Source organism: uncultured Bradyrhizobium sp. (assembly GCF_964252615.1).
GTDB lineage: Bacteria > Pseudomonadota > Alphaproteobacteria > Rhizobiales > Xanthobacteraceae > Bradyrhizobium.
Map to the genome: position 1 here is coordinate 1 of NZ_CAXUNQ010000021.1, position 17,067 is coordinate 17,067.

Sequence of the window (17,067 nt, forward strand, 5' to 3'; positions counted from 1 at the left end):
ACGACTCGCTCGACGTGTTCGGCGTCCACTGCATCGGCGGCATCGTCGGCGCGCTTGGCACCGGCATCCTGGTCAATCCGGCCCTCGGCGGCACCGGCATCATGGACTACACCACCGGCAAGATCGCGGACTACGACCTGGTCGCCCAGATGATCTCGCAAGTCTGGGGCGTCGGCACCACGCTGGTGGTCTCGGGCGTCGGTTCGGCGATCCTCTACAAGGTGGTCGACGTCATCGTCGGGCTGCGCGCCTCGGTCGAAGTCGAGCGCGAAGGCCTCGACCTCACCGAGCATACCGAGCGCGCCTACAACATGTAAGGTTCTCCCAGGGCGCGGTCTTGCAGCATGATCCGGAAAAGTGGATTTCCGGTTTTCCGAAAAGATCATGCTTCTACAAGAGACCGCGCCCGCAACTCCGGTTCGGGCACATACCCGGCAATGCCCTGACCGTTGAGGGGCTCCAGCGCAAGCTGGGGCCCCTTTCTTTTATGGGAAGCGACAAAATACAACTCCGAAACAGTACCCGGATGATCGTGGCATGAGACGATCTGAAATGCCGGAACGCCCATCAGCCCAGTGTCCTCGCTCGGCACGCAACGGACGGGATTTCGTTGGACAAGGCAGCGGAAATATCCATTCCGGACATGGCCAGATATCAATTGCTCATAAATCGGCGCAGCAGATTACTTGGCGAAAGATATTTTTGCGGGCTCGCCGCCCCAGCCATCGCGGCGGCGGCCGACTGGCTCTACTACCGGTCGTAGATTACGAGCGCCTGGGCGGGGCGCCGGCGTCGATCGCGGAAGCCCGCCTTTTAGAATAGAAGTCGGCGGGAGCGGCGGAGGCGGTTTACCGCTGACATGGTCAACTCCGATCGTTCAGACCGGCTAGCCCTGACTTTGGGCAAGCCTGAGCCAGCGTACCGTATTCCCAGATATGGGATTCCGTAGCAAAATCACCACAACCGTCGATGGTTAATCGCGTCTTAACCTCGCCGTATCTATGGTGGTCTAATCCGTTTCCGGCCGGCTATCCATGCGATCGGCCGCCCTTTAGAGTGCTGGCGCTACCCAATGGCAATGACCGTCTCATCCGGTCCGGCGCAAGGCGCCGGCAGCCAACAGCCCGCCGGTCGACCCGAACGCTCGCCCTTTGTGCGGGTGACCGAATTGCTGGCCCCGTACCAGCCGGGTAAGCCGGAGATCATGCTTTCGCTCGGCGAGCCGCGGCATCCGATGCCTGCTTTCGTCGGGCCCGTGCTGGCCAAAAACCTCGCCGATTTCGGACGTTACCCCTTGGCCAAGGGCATCGAGCCGTTTCGTCGCGCCGCCGCCAACTGGCTGGGCACCCGCTTCAAGCTGCCGCGGCCGGTCGATCCCGAGAGCGAGTTGCTGGTGCTGAACGGCAGCCGGGAGGGATTGTTTTTCGCCGCCATCACTGCCGCCCGTACCGTCACGGAGCGCAAGGGAAGGCCGGCGATCCTGATGCCGAACCCGTTCTATCCGGCCTATGGCGCCGGCGCCCGTGCCGCGGGCTGCGAACATGTTTATCTTCCGACCACGCTCGCCAACGGATTTTTGCCGGACCTCGATGCGCTGGACGACGGCCTGTTGGCGCGCACGGTCGCGTTCTACATCGCCTCGCCGGCCAACCCGCAGGGCGCGGTGGCATCGCGCGAATATCTCAGCCGCCTGTACCAGCTCGCCAGCCGCCACGGCTTCATGATTCTCAGCGACGAGTGCTATTCGGAAATCTATACCAAGCAGGCTCCGGGCAGCATGCTGGAAGTGGCCGGGCCCGACTTCAACAACGTGGTCGCATTCCAGTCGCTCTCAAAACGTTCGAACCTGCCGGGCATGCGGGTCGGCTTCGCCGCCGGCGACAGGAAATTTCTCAGCACCTATCTCGAGCTGCGCAACGTCGCGGCCCCCCAGGTGCCGGTGCCGCTGCAGCATGTCGCCGTCGCCGCCTACAGCGACGAGGCGCATGTCGAGGAGAACCGGCGGCTCTATCGCACCAAATTCGATCTCGCCGATCAGATCCTCGGCAGCCGCTACGGCTATCATCGTCCGGCCGGCGGCTTCTGCGTCTGGCTCGACATCTCGTCGTATGGCGGCGATGAGGCGGTGACGCTGAAACTGTACAAGGACGCCGGCGTGCGCGTGCTGCCTGGAAGCTACCTTGCGCAGCAGCAGCCCGACGGCAGCAATCCCGGCCTTGACTACATCCGGCTGGCATTGGTGCAGGACAGCGACACCATTGCCGAAGCGCTGCACCGGCTGGTGCAGACGCTCGATCATCGCGGAGCGCCATGAGCATGCCGGCGATCGAACGCGTCATTCCCATCGTCGGCCAGTTGCCGGCTTCGATCCGCGAAGCTTTGGCGCGGCGCTTGCGCGAACTGGCGGGCCTCGCATTGCTCAGCCTGTCCGGGGTCGCCGCGGCCGCGCTGATGACGTGGTCGGTGCAGGACCCGAGCCTCAGCCACGCCACCTCGCGATCGATCCGCAACATCGTCGGTTATCCCGGTGCGATCGCCGCTGATCTTTCCATGCAAATCCTCGGCCTCGGCGCCATCATGCTGGTCCTGCCGGTGGCGATCTGGGGCTGGCGCATGCTGACGCACCGGAATTTCGATCGCGAGGCGCTGCGCATCGCATGCTGGATTCTCTGCACCGTGATCGCGGCCGGATTTGCCAGTTGCTGGCCACATGGCGGCGCATGGCCGTTGCCGACCGGCCTTGGCGGCGTGGTCGGCGACGCGCTGGTGCGTGCGCCCGCCATGGTATTCGGCCCGCCGGGTTTCGCCTATCGGCTGGTGTTCGGATTTATTCTTGGCGCCGCGATGATTGCGACACTGCTGTTCGCCGGTGGTTTCGGCGCGCGGACAAAAGAACAGGAGCTGACGCCGATCGAGGACGACGACGCGCCGTTCATTGAGGAGGACGACCGCGGCTCGGCGGCGCTGGGATGGATCGTTCATGCGGCGATGAGCGCGAAAGCGCGGATCGGGCGCTTGCTGGCGCTGGCCTACACATCGCTGGTATCGAGCGCGCCGAGCTCGCGCGCTTCCGCCTTCGATCGCCAGGAACCGAGTTTGAACCCCGGCGTCGCACCGTCGCTGGCGCCCCGGGCCGACGATGCGTTCGAGGGCGGCGGCGAGGAAGACGACGGCGAAGAGGCCCCGGTCGCCCGCGCGCCGCGCAAGAAGGCTGCGCCGCGCGGTCCGCAGCGGAAATCATCAGACAAGTTCGAACTGCCGTCGGTGAATGTGCTTACCGCGCCGAAGGCATCCGATCGCCAGCCGCTGAGCAAGGCCGATCTCGACGCCAATTCGCGCGCGCTGGAAGGGGTGCTCGGCGATTTCGGCGTTCGCGGCGAGATCGTCAAGGCCAATCCCGGCCCGGTGGTAACGCTGTACGAACTGGAGCCGGCCCCCGGCATCAAGTCGTCGCGGGTGATCGGACTGGCGGACGATATTGCGCGCTCGATGAGCGCGCTGTCGGCGCGCGTCGCCGTGGTACCGGGCCGCAATGCCATCGGCATCGAACTGCCGAACCCGCACCGGGAAAAGGTTTATTTGCGCGAGCTGCTCACCGCCAAGGAAACCAACGACGCCATCAAGCTGCCGCTGTGCCTCGGCAAGAATATCGGCGGCGAATCCATCATCATCGATCTGGCGCGCACGCCGCATATGCTCATCGCCGGCACTACCGGCTCCGGAAAATCGGTCGCGATCAACACCATGATTTTGAGCCTGGTGTATCGGCTGCGGCCCGATCAGTGCCGCCTGATCATGGTCGACCCGAAGATGCTCGAGCTCTCGGTCTATGACGGCATCCCGCATTTGCTGACGCCCGTCGTCACCGATCCGAAGAAAGCCGTCGTCGCGCTGAAGTGGGCGGTGCGCGAGATGGAAGAGCGCTACAAGAAAATGTCCAAACTCGGGGTGCGCAACATCGACGGTTACAACCAGCGCCTGCTCGAAGCCAAAGCCAAGGGCGAGAAGCTGACGCGCACGGTGCATACCGGCTTCGACAAGGAAACCGGCAAGGCGATCTATGAAGAAGAAACCCTCGACCTCGAACCGTTGCCTTACATCGTCATTATCGTCGACGAAATGGCCGACCTGATGATGGTCGCCGGCAAGGACATCGAAGGCGCGGTGCAGCGGCTGGCGCAGATGGCGCGCGCCGCCGGCCTGCACGTCATTCTCGCCACGCAACGTCCGTCGGTGGACGTCATCACCGGCACCATCAAGGCGAACTTCCCGACCCGCATCTCGTTTCAGGTCACCTCGAAAATCGACAGCCGCACCATCTTGGGCGAGATGGGCGCCGAACAGCTGCTGGGCCAGGGCGATATGCTCTATATGGCCGGCGGCGGACGCATCAGCCGCGTGCACGGACCGTTCGTGTCAGACGAAGAGGTCGAGAAAGTCGTGCGCCACCTCAAGACCCAGGGCCAACCCGAATATCTCGAAGCCGTCACCGCGGAAGAGCCGACCGATGAGGACGGCGCGGTGTTCGATTCCACCGGCATGGGCGGGACCGAGGGTGCCGACCTGTTCGCCCAGGCGGTTGCGATCGTCAAGCGCGACCGCAAGGCTTCCACCAGCTATATCCAGCGGCGGTTGCAGATCGGCTATAACCGCGCGGCGTCGCTGATGGAGCGGATGGAACTCGAGGGCATTGTCGGGCAGGCCAACCACGCCGGAAAGCGCGAAATTCTGGTCGAGGAAGAAGAGGGCGGGTTTTGAAATGCATCATCCTGCTCACGCAAAAACGATATCCAATTGCGCTGAAAGCGCTGTAAAATGCACCCCCTCAACAGGACGTAACCTTGCATAAATTTCCGACAAACCGGGCCGGGCCGTTGTTTTCAGTTCAGGGCTTTCTGCGTGCCGGGTTCGCCGCGCTGGTCACGGTGTCGATGGCCGGCGCTGCCGCGGCGCAAGCCATTCCGGTCCCGAAGCCGGCGCCGAAAGCGCGCCCTGGGGTCGCGCCATCGGTATCCGACGCACAGGCGAGGGCGCCCCTGACCACGGCGGCGACCACCATCGTGCCCGATCCGGTCATTCCCGATCCGCGCCGCAACGTGCCGGCCAATATTTTCGCGACCTTCGACGCCAACCAGAAGGCGCAAGCGGCCAAGGTCAGCACCTACCTGTCGTCGCTGAGCACGCTGGTCGGTAATTTTGTCCAGGTTGGTCCGGACGGCACCAGGACCAAAGGCGACTTCTATATCCAGAAGCCCGGCAAGGTGCGTTTCGAATATGACGCGCCGACTCCGATTGCGATGATCGCCGACGGATCCTCGCTGGCGGTGCGCGACCGCAAGCTCGCGACGCAGGACATCTATCCGCTGTCGCAGACGCCGCTACGCTATCTGCTGTCGGACCGGATCGACCTGTTGAAGGACACCAATGTCGTCAACATCACCGCCGACGATCAGTTCATCAGCGTCACCATCGAGGAAAAGAGCGCGGTGATCGGCACCAGCCGGCTGATGCTGATGCTCGGCGCCAAGGATAACCAGCTCAAGCAGTGGACCGTAACCGACCCGCAAGGCTACGACACCACCGTTGCGGTATATAACCTGGATACCTCGAAGAAGCCCGATCCCGGCCTGTTCAAGATCGATTTCACCAATTATTCGGCGCCGCCGGGCTAGAACGCCGGGCGCCGACGCATGACCGGATGATCTGCCGCCTGTGACTTAAAAGTTACGCATCGCGGAAAACCCCACCACTTCCTCCGGTCAGGCCTTCTTTTTCAGGCACGCCTAGCTAAGCTGATCGCATTAGATTGCGGAAACTTTATTATTCCACGCAGATGGAAGACGGGTTTCTCGCTAGCAATTGGGGCCGGCGTGAAGTTTATTTCAGTACTCAAGGCAGCGATCGGCTGCGCGCTTGCAAGCGCGGCTTTTTCCAATGCGGGCGCGCAGCAGCCGGCTGGCGCGGCCGTGATAGGGACCTCGGTCGTTCAGTACGACTACGACGCGCTGTTTCAGCAGATGTACAAAAGCCCATCCAATCTGGATGTGAGCTTCAAGTTCGCCGAACAGGCGGTCGCGCGCGGCGACTATGAGGCCGCGATCGGCGCGCTCGAGCGGATGCTGTTCTTCAATCCCGACCTGCCGCGCGTGAAACTCGAGCTCGGCGTGCTCTATTTCAAGCTGGGCTCCTACGAACTGGCGCGCGGCTATTTTCAGGCAGCCACCCAGTCGGCGAGCACCCCCGACGACATTCGTGCGCAGGTCCGGGCCTATCTGGCGGAGATCGACCGCCGGCTTGCGAAATACGAATACAGCGTCTTCTTCAACGCAGGCCTGCGCTACCAGACCAACGCCAATGTCGGACCCGACGGCCAGCTGGTGCGCGCGCTCGGTCAGGACGCCATCCTCGACAACAAGTTCGGCAAGCGGCCCGACTGGAATTCCTTCCAGGTGCTGGCCGCAACCTACGCATACAAGACCAGCATGCGCGGCGATGCGATCGAGGCGACATTCGTCGGGCTGAACTCACGTCAGTTCGTGCTCGATCAGTTCAATCTGGGTGTCGTCGAACTTCTGGTCGGACCGCGCATCGCGCTGGGCCAGAACGCCTCCTTCAAATTTTACGGGATCGGCGACCAGGTCTGGCTCGGAGATGCGAATTATTTCAGTGCAGGCGGCGCCGGCGTCTCGGCTCGCTCTACCATCGGCAATGTCGGCTTGATCGAGGGCTACGTCGAAGGCCGCCGTCGAAACTTCTCGGACTCGTTCAATTATCCGACCGCGAGCCAGCAGACCGGCGGTCTTCTGACCTCCGCGGTGATCACCGATTTCACGCTGATGCCGGGATTGCATTGGGTGGGGCGCGCCGGCTACGACGAGAACCGGGCGATTTTCGATTACAACAGCTACCACCGCTACTCGATCGATGTCGCCTTTCCGTTCGAGTTTGCGCTCAACCTGTTCGGCACGCCGCGTCAATACGTGGTCGCGCCCACCGTGGGCTATAGCTGGGCCGATTACATCGTGCCCAACCCGATTATCGATCCGATAACCATCCGCCATGATCGCGAGCAGCGCTACGGCGTCATCTTCGACGCGCAGCTCGTCGATAATGTCGGCATTAGAACGCAAGTCCAGTATATCAAGATCAACTCCAGCCTGCCCAATTTCACCACGTCGAATTTTTCCATCGGCTTCGGGCCGACGCTGCGGTTCTGAGGGTTAGGATGACGGTGATGACCAGGCTCCAGAACGTGAAAATGGCCCTTGCGCTGTCGGCGGCCGCAACCTTGGGCGTTCCCGCATCTGCCGAACAGGTTGTCGGCACCGCCTCTGCGGTCAATCCCGCCGCGACCGTCAACCTGCGCACCATCAGCATCGGATCGTCGATCGCGCACAAGGAACGCGTCCGGACCACGGCAAGCGGCTCGGTCCAGGTGCTCTTTATCGACAAGACCTCGATGACCGTCGGCCCCAACAGCGACGTGACCATCGACGAGTATGTGTTCGATCCGAAAGCCGGCACCGGCAATCTGGCCGCCACCGTCGGCAAGGGCGCGATGCGTTTCGTCGGCGGCCTGATCAGCCATAACGGCAATGCTGAAATCAAGACTCCCACGGCGACGATCGGCATTCGCGGCGGCGTCGCTATCGTGAACGGGCCGAGCGTCTATGCCGGCTATGGTTCGACGTCGGTCACCTCCGGCGGCGTCACCGTCACGCTCGGCGCCAACGAATATACGCAGACCGGGAACGGAAACCCGCCGACCCCGCCCGGGCCGCCGCCGCCCGGCTTCGTGACCGCGATGCTTCAGCTATTCCAGAGCGCCGGAGGACAAACCGGCGGCGTATCGGCGGGAACGGCCTCGCGCGGCAATGTCGCGGCAGCCGAACGCCGCGCCACGGGATCGACGAGCGCGTCGGTCGCGGGCGCGCTGACGCCGCCGCCGCCAATTGCGCCGGTGAATGTGCAGACGGCGACGACCAACACCAATCTCACACAGACGATCCAGACCTCGGCACAGACCGCCGCCGCGCAAACGATTGCCGACCAGCGGCCCGTCATCGATCCGCGTCCCTCGGTGACCCTGAACGGTTTCGTCGGCGCTGTGGATCAAGTCAAAGCCGACGGGATCAACAACACCCCCGTCGCCGGAACGGCCCAGGTCGTGCTGGACGCAACCGGTAACAAAGTTCAGGCGAACTTCACGGCGTTCGGCAACACCCGGGACACGTTTCAGTTCGGCTCGACGGATCCGATGGACCCGACCGCCAGCGTCTATACCAACTACAACAATTTTTCGGCGCAATCCAAGCAAGGCGGCACCTTCAACGGCATCCCCTATAGCGGCGAAATGAACAATGTTTCCCCCGATGCAGCCAAGCAACTGGCGGCGGCGGCCGGCAAGGCGGACCTGACCCTCTGCCAATGCGATTACACGCGTTGGGGATTCTGGTCGGTCCGCAATCCCACCAACACCGAATCGATTTTCGGGCTGTGGGTTGCAGGACGTCCGGCCCAGGCCAGCGACGTGCCGGTCACCGGTACCGCCACCTATATCGGCCAGGTCGTCGCCAATGTCGGAAGCAGCGGGTCGAACGCCCTAAAGGCCGCGGCCGGCAATTTTTCCAACGAGGTCAACTTCGGAACGCGGACCGGCGCCGTTGCCGTTACCGGTCTCGATAGTACGAATTATTCCGGAACCGTTGCGCTTCAGGGCAACACCGCCAATTTCGCCGGCGCGCTTGCTGGGAATGTCGGCAACCGGCAGATGGGCCTGGTCGGCAGCTTCTACCGCTCCCCGACCAATCCGGTCGGAGAGATGGGCGGGAGCGTCGTGATCCAAGGCACCAACTACGTCGGCGGCGGCGTCTTTACCGCGGCCCGGCGGTAGGGCCGTCCTTTGCCGTTTTCCGCACCGCGCCGCAGCTACCGGCGCGGCCCACCGAGTTTCTTGTTCACCGACGCGCTGATATCGCCGAGCATGCGCCGGCCGTCGGCCATAAAAGCTCCGGACTTTTTGTCGAAGCTTTCGGCGAGCTCCCGCAGCGATTTCACGGCCGGAAGCAATTCGGCGAAATCGATGCGCCCGGCACGGCTCAGGAGGTCGTCGGTTTTGGCAAGGCCGAGGTCGACGGCGCCGACGCCGGTTTCAGCACGCCGCACCACGTCGTCGATGTTTTTGCCATTGGTCGCCAGCGACGCCGTAAACGTTTCGAGATTGAGCAGCGTATCTTTCAGATCGGCCTGATTGTCCGCGATGACCTTGTCGACGTTGCGCAGCGCCGCTTTGATCTTGGTCTCCACGTCCTGCGTCGCGTCCGGATCGGCGGTCAGCACCGGAACGCCGTCCTCGTCCAATGGAACCGGTGGTGCTTCGGGCGAGCCGCCGACCAGCGACAGCGCGGCTATACCCGTGAGTCCCTGAAATTCCAGGCCCGCCAGCGTGTCCTTGCGAACCGGCGCGCTGTTGTCGATCATGGCGAGGGCCACGACACGGCGGGGATTGTCCAGCTTGAGCGAGACCACCTCTCCCACCCGGATGCCGCCGAAATTGACGCTGCCTCCCTTGCGCAGACCGGACGCCGAACCTTCGAAAATCACGCGGAGCGGAATTCGCTGCTTGGCGCCGGCGAATTTCTGATAGCCGAGCACGGCGCCAAATCCGCTGGCGATCAGGACCAGGGTCAGCGAGCCGATCATCAGGTTGGTCATCCGCGGCTTCATCGGTAAATCCGGCAATCTTCAAGTTCGTTCATGAAATACCGGATTTTCTGCTGCCAGTCACGACCCTGCCGTCATTGCGGGTGAAGCGAAGCAGTCCGGCCGGCCGCGCGGAAGACCGGATTGCGTCGTCGCTTGCGCTTCCCGCAATGACGGGCAACAAGGAACGGCATGCAATTCACCCTGACCACGTGGAATATCAACTCGGTCCGCCTGCGCATCGGCCTCGTCGCGAAATTTATCAAGGCGGTGCGGCCGGACGTGTTGTGCCTGCAGGAAACCAAATGTCCCGACGACGCCTTTCCGCTCAAGCGCTTCAAGCGGCTTGGTTACGAGCACGTCGCGCTGAACGGGCAGAAGGGCTATCATGGCGTCGCCGTGATCTCGAAGCTGCCGTTCGACGCAACGCATATCCGCAGCTTCTGCGACAAGATCGATTCGCGGCACGTCTCGGTGGCCTTCGGCGACAAGGCGCAGATACGCAAACCGCTGGTGCTGCATAACTTCTACGTCCCAGCCGGCGGCGATATTCCCGACCCGGCGCTCAATCCGAAGTTCCAGCACAAGCTCGCCTTTCTCGACGAGATGAAGGCATGCGGGCCGCTGCATCCGCGCGGCGATCAACGGCACGTTCTGGTCGGCGACCTCAACGTTGCGCCGCACGAGCATGACGTCTGGTCACACAGGCAATTGCTGAAAGTCGTATCGCATACGCCGATCGAGTGCGAGAAACTGCTCAGCGCGCAGGCCGAGGGCGACTGGATCGACGTCGCGCGGTCGCGCATTCCGCAGTCGGAAAAAGTCTACACATGGTGGAGCTATCGCGCCGCCGACTGGACGGTCGCCGACCGCGGCCGCCGCCTTGACCACATCTGGGTCTCCCGCGCGCTCGGCGAATGCGTCCGTGATTTCAGGATCACGCGTGAAGCCCGCGGCTGGGAGCGGCCATCGGATCACGTGCCGGTGACGGTGATGCTGGAGCTGTAGAGCTTCGCACGCTGCATCAGCATGCGTCGTCCCGGCGAAACTCAGATGCTCAGCTTGGCGCCGGCCATTAGTATATCGCTGGCGATCTGGCTGGTGCGGCCGGCGAATTCGTCGCGCAGCCGGCGCGCGGCGGCGGGATCGCTTTCCAACACCCGCGAAAACATGGTGCGGGCCAGACGGATCACGCTGGAAAATTCCAGCGAGATCGCGCTCGCCGGCCGCGGCATCGGAACGATCAGCGCCAGTTCGCCGATCAGCGTACCCGGACCGGCGATCACTTCCGCAGTGCCGTCTTCAAAGCTGATCCGGAACGCGCCGCGCTGCACGACGTAGCCGCAGTCGGAATCGTCGCCGGCATTGAACAGGCGATCGCCGCGCGCGAATTCGCGGTGCTCGGAGCCGATCGCGAGCACGCGCAAGGCTTCCCGTCCCAGCAGGCGCAAGGTCGGGACGCGCTCCAGCAGCGCAACATCATCTTCGATCGACATGGAGGTCCGGGTGACGCCCTGAAAGCCGACGCTCGTTACGAATCGATGGAGCGAATCGTATCATGGCACCAGCTTGTAGCCACCGGCTTCCGTCACCAGAATCTCCGGGTTGGCGGCGTCCTTCTCGATCTTCTGGCGCAGCCGGTAGATATGGGTTTCCAGCGTATGGGTGGTGACGCCGGAATTATAGCCCCAGACTTCCTGCAGCAGCGTCTCACGCGACACCGGCAACTGCCCGGCGCGGTACAGAAACCTCAGGATGGCGGTTTCCTTCTCGGTCAGCCGCACCTTCCTGGCGTTGGCGCCGGTCAGCATCTTCGAGCCGGGCCGGAAGCTGTAGGGGCCCATCGAAAACACCGCGTCTTCGCTGGCCTCATGCTGGCGCAGTTGCGCGCGGATCCGCGCCAGCAGCACCGCAAACCGGAACGGCTTTGCCACGTAATCATTGGCCCCGGATTCGAGGCCGAGAATGGTGTCGGAATCGGTGTCGTGGCCCGTCAGCATGATGATCGGCGCCTTGAATCCGCCTTTGCGCAAGCTGCGCACCACTTCACGGCCGTCGGTGTCGGGCAGGCCGACATCCATCAGCACCAAATCAGGCGCATTGATCTTGGCGGCAGTTGCGCCCTTGGCGCCGGTGTCGACCGCAGAGGCCTCGAACTCTTCGTGCAGCGACAACTGCTCCACCAGCGCTTCGCGCAGATCGTTGTCGTCGTCCACGATCAGGATCTTGCGGGCAGTGGCCATTGCGTACCATCCTTATGGAGCGGCTGAGGACACGCGGGAGCGCGTCCCTTGTCCGGCTAAGTTCGTTCTGAGATAGCAACCTGTTACCGATTCACAAAGCAACCGGTAGTCTAGCGCAAAACTGGCGACTTTTTTGATGAATGTCCTGTAATGGCGCGAAATAGGGCAGTTGCAAGACCAGCGCCAGCGAGGGTTCCCCTCACTGGCACGGGAAGCGTAATTCCCTCAATCACTTATCGGATACCTTCGCGTGGCCGGCCGCTGCCTTTGGTGCGAATTCGCGCCGCTGCCGGTGCGCGCAGCCGCGGCTGGCTGACTGTCGCCGGGCAGGTCATCCCTGTCGCGCTGGGTCGCGGCGGCATCCGGTCCAACAAGCGCGAAGGCGACGGCGGCACGCCCGCCGGCATGTTCCACCCGGTGAGGCTGTGGTGGCGCGCCGACCGGCATCCACGGCCGCCCACCTTGCTGCCCGTTCGCGCCATCGGCCCTGAGGACGCCTGGTGCGAGGATCCCGGCGACCGGCATTACAACCAGCCGGTGCGGCTGGATCGACATCGGGGCGGCGACCGGCTCAGGCGCGACGATCATCTCTACGATTTCATTGTCGAGATCGACCATAACACGAGCCCGCGCATCGCCGGCCGCGGCAGCGCGGTATTCCTGCATCTGGCGCGCCAAAATTTTGCGCCGACCGCGGGCTGTGTGTCGATGACCAGGCCCGCGATGCTGCAACTGCTGAAGCGGCTGGGGCCGCAGACGAGGATCGTCATCGGCTGAGAGCCGTTTCCCGGGCGCGATGCAGCGCGCAATGTCGCTTCGCAGAACCGCGACAGTACCAAGCACGCGTGTTCGCTACGACCCCCCGCGCAGCAGCGCTCCGCTCCGCGAACAGCCACGCGCTGCGCTGCATCTGAGGACGCAGGCCCGTCATTGCTTCATTGCGAGGGCGCCTCGCAATGATGGCGACGCTCACCGCGTCCCGAAAATCGCCGAGCCCACCCGCACATGGGTGGCGCCGAACTGGATCGCGATGGCGAAATCGGCGCTCATGCCCATCGACAGCTTGGTCAATCCGTTGCGCGCAGCGATCTTCGCGGTCAGCGCGAAGTGCGGCGCCGGCGCGTCATTTACAGGCGGAATGCACATCAGGCCGGAAATCCGCAACCCATATCTGTCGCGGCAGCCGGCGATGAAGGCGTCGGCCTCCGCCGGCGCAATCCCCGCCTTCTGCGGCTCCTCGCCGGTATTGAGCTGGACGAACAATTCGGGCGTGCGTTTCTGCAGATCGATCGCCTTGCTCAACGCTTCGCAAATGCTTGGCCGGTCCACCGAGTGAATGGCGTCGAACAGCGCCACCGCCTCTTTCGCCTTGTTGGATTGCAGCGGCCCGATCAGATGCAGCGCCATGCCGGGCGTAGCGGACATCAATCCCGGCCATTTCGCCCTGGCTTCCTGGACGCGGTTTTCACCGAATACGCGCTGTCCGGCTGCGATCACCGGCAGAACCGCTTCGGCACCGAATGTTTTGGAGACCGCAATCAGCGTCACCGCGGCACGGTCGCGGCGCGCCTCGTCGCAGGCGCGGACAATGTCCGCTTCCACCGCAGCCAATCCGCTTGGTAAAGGCGGCGTTACCGGCGCGGCGTGCTCGTTAGCCATGTATCAACTGTCTTTATCGTTGGTTATGGAACTTGCAAAATCGTTCGAGTTTTACCGAATCCAAGAAAGGCTTCTTGAATCCTTATCCTTAAAGTCCAGCGCGGGGTAAGGGGACAAACGATGTCTGGCGTCAGTTTCAACCGCAAGCGCGCGAAACTCAAGGCAGTTCTGGGAATCCGGGCGCGGCTGGCCCTGCTGGCGCTGATCCTGGTGGTGCCCTTGATGGTGGAACGGGTGCGCTCGCTGGAGGACACGCGCGCCAGGCAGATCGCCGTCGCCTCCCTGGAATTCGCCAACCTGGCCCAGCACAGCGCCAATGCACAGCGCGAGGTGATCTCGTCGGTCGAGGCGATGCTGAAATCGGCTGCCTATATCCGCGCCTCGGCCGGCGGAGTCGGCAAAAGCTGCGTAATCCTGCGCGCCAGCCTGACCGTCGACCTGCCCTGGATCGGCAGCATGTCGATCGTCGGCCGCGACGGAAGGGTGCAGTGCTCGACCCTGAATGGCCTGGTCGGCGTCGACCTCAGCGACCGTCCTTATTTCAAGAGGATGCAGCAGACCCGCGGCTTCGTTCTCAGCGACTATCTGTTCGGCCGGGCATCGAAGCAGCCGACCATTGTGGCGGCCTATCCGGTCGCCGCGATCGACAGCGACGAGGACGCCTTCGTCATCGCGACCGTCAATCTCGACTGGATGTCGCTGAACATGGGCAATCTCGGCGGCCGCGCCGGCGTCTCCGCCGTCATGGTCGACAGCGTCGGGACCGTGATTGCAGCGCCCCCGGACCAGGCCAGCCTGATCGGCCGCCGGCTCGATCACCTGCCGCTATTGTCCGCCATTGCCAGCCAGGCGCTGGGGTCGGACAAATCCACCGGAACGGTTTCCTTCACTGCCGCCGACGGCACCAGACGCGCGGCGTCCTTTGCGCGCATCGCCGGCACCGACTCCCGCCTGGTTATCTCGATCGACGAAGCCAAGGTCTCGGCCGGCATCAACCGCGACATCCGCACCGCTTATTTCCAGCTCGCCTTCGTCTGCCTGTTCGTGCTGCTCGGCGCGCTGGTCGCCGCCGAGAAACTCATCATCGCGCCGATCAACATCATGGCGGGAATTGCGAAAAAATTCGGCCAGGGCGACTGGACCGCGCGCGTCACGCGCAAGGGGCTGCCGGCGGAATTCGTGCCGCTGGCGCGCGCGTTCAATGCAATGGCGGCGCATCTCGGCCAGCGCGAGCGCGAACTGATCGCTACCAATGACCGGTTGACCGTGATCGCATCGATCGACATGCTGTCCGGCCTCGCCAACCGCCGCGGCTTCCAGAGCCGGCTCGATTTCGAATGGCTGAAGGCGCTGCAGTCGTCCGGCGAGTTGGCGCTGCTGATGATCGACGTCGATCACTTCAAGCTCTACAACGACACCTACGGCCATCCCGAGGGCGATGTTTGTCTCTCCCGGCTCGGCGAAGCGCTGTCCGCCATCGCCGACGAGACCGGTGGCTTTGCCGGCCGTTATGGCGGTGAGGAATTCTGCCTGCTGCTGCCGAATTTCACCGCCGCGCGCGCGCTCCATGTCGGCGAAATGGTCCGCGCCGCGGTCCAGGACCTCGGCATGCCCCACGCCACCAGCGCCCATCAATACGTCACCGTGAGCGTCGGCGTCGCCTGCGCCACACCGAGCGACGCGCAGGCCCCGATGGATCTGATCGAAGCCGCCGATGCGGCGCTATATGCCGCAAAACACCGCGGCAGGAATGCGGTGGTGGAGCATGGGCTGGTAAGGGCGGGGGACGCGGGGGCAATGCAGATGGCGGGGTGAAGACGGCGCGCGTTGCGGCCAATCATCTCACCACACGGCGGGGCCTGACCGGAGTCTTGTCCGCGGACGCTCCGTCCGAAGCGCGAATCTCGTCTTCGACGAACCGCATGCGAAACTCGTCCGGAGAATGGACGAACTCACCGCAGCCGGCGGCGGACATTTCCTGTTTCGAGCCGTAGCCCCAGAGCGCGCCGACCGGCAATACGCCGTTGGCGAGCGCGCCCGTGATGTCGTAGTGCCTGTCTCCGACCATCACGGCTTCATGTTTGGCAACCCGTGCCGCCGTCAGAGCGCGCGCCACCAGATCCGTCTTGGTGTCGGTCTCGGCGAGGCTCGCGCCGATCACGCCCGCGACATAGCTGTCGAGCTTCAGGTGCGCAACGATGCGCACCGCCTGCGGTTCGGGCTTCGACGTCACCACCCAGATCGCAGAGCCGCGCTGCCGAATGGCGGTCAGCATCTGGATCACGCCGGGATATAATTCGTTGTCGATGATCCCGGTGATTTCGTAGGCCGCGCGAAACGCCGCCATGCCGGCGTCGATCTCACCTTGCGTGATCCCGGCGCGGAAGCCGCGAAACATTTCCGGCAACGGAGTTCCGAGAAAACCCGCCAGTTGCTCGTCGCTGACCGACGCCACGCCGATCGCATGCAGGCCGGCCCGAAACGCCGGATAGAGCCCCGCCCTGGAATCCGACAGCGTTCCGTCGAGGTCGAAAAGATAAGCTTTCATCCATCGAATATATGCGATCGAAGCGGCGTGCGAAACAGCGTTGTCGGACCGGTCCCAAAGAACTGCCGATCACTGCCGGCCGCTACGGATCCTGGGTCTGGGCGGACAGCAACGCCGTCATCAGGCTCGCCATCTTGGCGATGTGGCGCGAATAGTTTTTCTTCGCGGCTTTCAGCAGCCATTTGCGGACAAGATACCCCGCGACAAGGCACAAGGCGGCATAGACAAAAGCGCGCCACCCGCTGGCATTGATCAAAACCGAAACAAACAGCGCCGCGAATATCGCCAGCAGCGACAGCAGCAGGTTAAGCTGGAATTCCAGGTGGTACCAATATTGTTCCCGCACATAGGCGAACTTCTCGACGCCGATGCGCTCAATGAGGATGATCTCGGAATCAATGCAGTCGTCGCAATCGCCCGCCAAACTCGCATCCTTCGAGGCGATCGCGGCCCAGCACTGGTCGCGCAGCTTTTTCGAGAGCCGTTCGTACAAACTGCACAAGGCGGGCTCGTTGTTCTTGAACGGCGTGCGCACCCATCGATCGTTCAGGCCCATGAAAACGACAACGTTGGACAGCAGGCCCAACAGAATCGCCAGCGGGATCGCCAGCACCAGAGCGGCCTGATCCTTGGTCTTCAGGAACTCCCAGACGGACTTGTCCCAGCCTTGGATCTGGCCGAGGTCCAGCACGAAAATAACGAGTGCGATCAACCAGACGAAGCCGGGCAGGAAGGTCTTGATCAGGCTGCCGAAGGTGAATGCCCCGAAGATGTTCATGGTCGCCGGTCCGTATGCAGGTGCCGGGCATGATATTCACATGCGAGGGGGGCGCAACCCGGCGCCAAGATCGAGCTCGGAAGATGATGCGCGACCTTGGTAGATCGACCGTAACCCATTGACCCCACGGCCCCTTC

14 protein-coding genes and 1 pseudogene are annotated in these 17,067 nt (G+C 63.3%); 9 read left to right on the forward strand and 6 right to left on the reverse strand.

Annotation, left to right across the window (positions count from 1 at the left end):
- The 6 genes and pseudogenes from ACFE72_RS12910 to ACFE72_RS12935 form a co-directional block, all read left to right on the forward strand.
- Positions 1-317 (forward strand): annotated as a pseudogene (locus tag ACFE72_RS12910) (ammonia channel protein); the annotation flags it as partial.
- 755 nt (positions 318-1,072) lie between these two features.
- Positions 1,073-2,314: an aminotransferase class I/II-fold pyridoxal phosphate-dependent enzyme gene (locus ACFE72_RS12915; RefSeq protein ID WP_375413493.1), complete on the forward strand. Its 1,242-nt coding sequence runs from the start codon at positions 1,073-1,075 to the stop codon at positions 2,312-2,314.
- Complete coding sequence (locus ACFE72_RS12920) at positions 2,311-4,758, forward strand: DNA translocase FtsK (RefSeq protein ID WP_375413494.1); 2,448 nt, start codon at positions 2,311-2,313, stop codon at positions 4,756-4,758. Before ACFE72_RS12915 ends, ACFE72_RS12920 begins: the two co-directional genes overlap by 4 nt.
- Positions 4,759-4,931: 173 nt before the next feature.
- Entirely contained in the window at positions 4,932-5,672 is a 741-nt protein-coding gene (locus tag ACFE72_RS12925; protein WP_375413553.1) for an outer membrane lipoprotein carrier protein LolA, read from the forward strand.
- Between the two features lie 198 nt (positions 5,673-5,870).
- Complete coding sequence (locus tag ACFE72_RS12930) at positions 5,871-7,217, forward strand: tetratricopeptide repeat protein (protein ID WP_375413495.1); 1,347 nt, start codon at positions 5,871-5,873, stop codon at positions 7,215-7,217.
- Positions 7,218-7,234: 17 nt separating this feature from the next.
- Positions 7,235-8,893: a FecR domain-containing protein gene (locus ACFE72_RS12935; protein ID WP_375413496.1), complete on the forward strand. Its 1,659-nt coding sequence runs from the start codon at positions 7,235-7,237 to the stop codon at positions 8,891-8,893.
- 35 nt (positions 8,894-8,928) lie between these two features.
- Here ACFE72_RS12935 and ACFE72_RS12940 read toward each other — a convergent pair whose 3' ends face one another.
- The gene (locus tag ACFE72_RS12940; RefSeq protein ID WP_375413497.1) at positions 8,929-9,726 is read right to left on the reverse strand and encodes an MlaD family protein; all 798 of its coding nucleotides are present in this window, start codon (positions 9,724-9,726) and stop codon (positions 8,929-8,931) included.
- A gap of 168 nt (positions 9,727-9,894) precedes the next feature.
- Here ACFE72_RS12940 and ACFE72_RS12945 point away from each other — a divergent pair, with 168 nt between their 5' ends.
- Positions 9,895-10,710 (forward strand): exodeoxyribonuclease III, encoded by an 816-nt coding sequence (locus ACFE72_RS12945; RefSeq protein ID WP_375413498.1) that lies wholly within the window; start codon positions 9,895-9,897, stop codon positions 10,708-10,710.
- 41 nt (positions 10,711-10,751) lie between these two features.
- Here ACFE72_RS12945 and ACFE72_RS12950 read toward each other — a convergent pair whose 3' ends face one another.
- Positions 10,752-11,198, reverse strand: coding sequence for a cyclic nucleotide-binding domain-containing protein (locus ACFE72_RS12950; protein WP_375413499.1), 447 nt, complete (start codon positions 11,196-11,198; stop codon positions 10,752-10,754).
- 60 nt (positions 11,199-11,258) lie between these two features.
- Positions 11,259-11,945, reverse strand: coding sequence for a response regulator transcription factor (locus tag ACFE72_RS12955; protein ID WP_375413500.1), 687 nt, complete (start codon positions 11,943-11,945; stop codon positions 11,259-11,261).
- Between the two features lie 240 nt (positions 11,946-12,185).
- On the opposite strand from ACFE72_RS12955, the gene ACFE72_RS12960 reads away from it, so the two are divergent.
- Complete coding sequence (locus tag ACFE72_RS12960) at positions 12,186-12,722, forward strand: L,D-transpeptidase (RefSeq protein ID WP_375413554.1); 537 nt, start codon at positions 12,186-12,188, stop codon at positions 12,720-12,722.
- A 192-nt stretch (positions 12,723-12,914) separates the two neighbouring features.
- Here ACFE72_RS12960 and ACFE72_RS12965 read toward each other — a convergent pair whose 3' ends face one another.
- On the reverse strand, positions 12,915-13,604 hold the full coding sequence (locus ACFE72_RS12965) for a YggS family pyridoxal phosphate-dependent enzyme (RefSeq protein ID WP_375413501.1): 690 nt from the start codon (positions 13,602-13,604) through the stop codon (positions 12,915-12,917).
- 120 nt (positions 13,605-13,724) lie between these two features.
- Between ACFE72_RS12965 and ACFE72_RS12970 the strand changes: the two genes are divergently transcribed.
- Positions 13,725-15,419, forward strand: coding sequence for a diguanylate cyclase domain-containing protein (locus ACFE72_RS12970; protein WP_375413502.1), 1,695 nt, complete (start codon positions 13,725-13,727; stop codon positions 15,417-15,419).
- A gap of 22 nt (positions 15,420-15,441) precedes the next feature.
- Here ACFE72_RS12970 and ACFE72_RS12975 read toward each other — a convergent pair whose 3' ends face one another.
- Both ACFE72_RS12975 and ACFE72_RS12980 read right to left on the reverse strand, forming a co-directional pair.
- Entirely contained in the window at positions 15,442-16,152 is a 711-nt protein-coding gene (locus ACFE72_RS12975) for an HAD hydrolase-like protein (protein ID WP_375413503.1), read from the reverse strand.
- Positions 16,153-16,234: 82 nt separating this feature from the next.
- On the reverse strand, positions 16,235-16,930 hold the full coding sequence (locus tag ACFE72_RS12980; protein WP_375413504.1) for a hypothetical protein: 696 nt from the start codon (positions 16,928-16,930) through the stop codon (positions 16,235-16,237).
- Positions 16,931-17,067: the final 137 nt, after the last annotated feature.